Source organism: Caballeronia jiangsuensis, assembly GCF_046030135.1.
Taxonomy (GTDB): Bacteria; Pseudomonadota; Gammaproteobacteria; order Burkholderiales; family Burkholderiaceae; genus Caballeronia; species Caballeronia jiangsuensis.
Genome location: NZ_JAQQDB010000105.1, coordinates 1 through 1,238 on the forward strand (window position 1 = coordinate 1; position 1,238 = coordinate 1,238).

General features: G+C 61.9%; 1 protein-coding gene. It reads right to left on the bottom strand.

What is annotated here, in order from left to right:
• Nucleotides 1-1,127, bottom strand: a 1,127-nt coding sequence (locus PQR08_RS38525; RefSeq protein ID WP_408164464.1) for an IS481 family transposase, incomplete at its 3' end; no start/stop codon positions are given.
• Between the last annotated feature and the right edge of the window lie 111 nt (nt 1,128-1,238).

Below are 1,238 nucleotides of genomic sequence, written 5' to 3' on the forward strand. Positions count from 1 at the left end.
TCCTTCAAGTTGATGGTATCGATTCGATGATGAGCGAAGTACACGTCGTAGCAGCCGTCGGTTTCGCTACAGGCGCGCAACGCGATGGGCAGCTCAGCCAGCGCATTTGAAACCTTGAAGCATTGCGACTTGAAGCGCACCTCGCCGTTAATGCCCACGCGAAGCACCACGTCTGCGTCGCCGTACTCGATCGGCGGCAGACGCTCCGGATACGCTCGCGGGCTGGGTTGATAGCGCGAGATCGGCGTGGCCATGCCCAGCGCCTGATGCGGCCGCTCGTGGTTGTACATCTGGCGCCACGTATCGAAGGCTTGCTGGATACTCTTCAGGCTCTTGAAGTGTCGACCCGCGAGCAGTTCCGCCTTCAGCGTCCGATGAAACCGTTCGTCTTTACCGTTGGTCTGCGGATGCCCGGGCCGGCTGTACGAAGGTCGGATGCCCAGGCGGATCAGCCAGATCGCCAGCGCAGTCAGTTGTCCGGGTCGCGCAGGGCTGCCCCATGGCGGACCGTTGTCCGCATTGATGCGCAGCGGCAACCCGTAACGGCGAAACACCGCGCGCAAGTGCTCACGCACAACCCGCGTGGGCGTGCTGCCACACGCATCGAGCGCCAGATCGAAGCGCGAATGATCGTCCAGCACCGTGAACGGCAGGCAGCGTCGTCCACTGTCGAGTTCGATATAGCCCTTGAAATCCATCTGCCACAGATCGTTGGGATGCTCGTGTTCAAAGCGCTGCCATCGCAAGGCCTCGGTGCTGCTCTCCGCGGTGATCAAGCCTTGCCGATGCAGGATGCGCGTCACGGTGCTCGGCGAAGGCGTCTGAGCGCAACCCAGATCGCTCAGGCGCCTGGCAAGCTTGGCCGCCCCCCAGGCGGGATGCGCTTGACGCAGTTCGACCACGCGTGCCTCTACTTCGGCAGTGGTACGCGAGGGGCTATGCACGGGCCGTCGGCCCTGATCGGCCAAAGCGGTGTCGCCTTGCTCGAAGCGCCTGATCCACTTGTACCCCGTCTTCGCGCTGATGCCGTACTGGCGACACAAGGCGCGCCGATTGGCCCCTTCTCGGGTGGCGAATTCCACGAATTCAAGCCGCAGTTCCATGATGTCTTTGCTATCCCAGGTCATGATCTACTCCGGACGAACCATTCGTCCGAAGTGTTACCCATGTCCTGGAACAGGTGTTACCCATGTCTCCGGTCCATACACAGCAGCAAAGAAAGTGACTGCCGCCCCGCA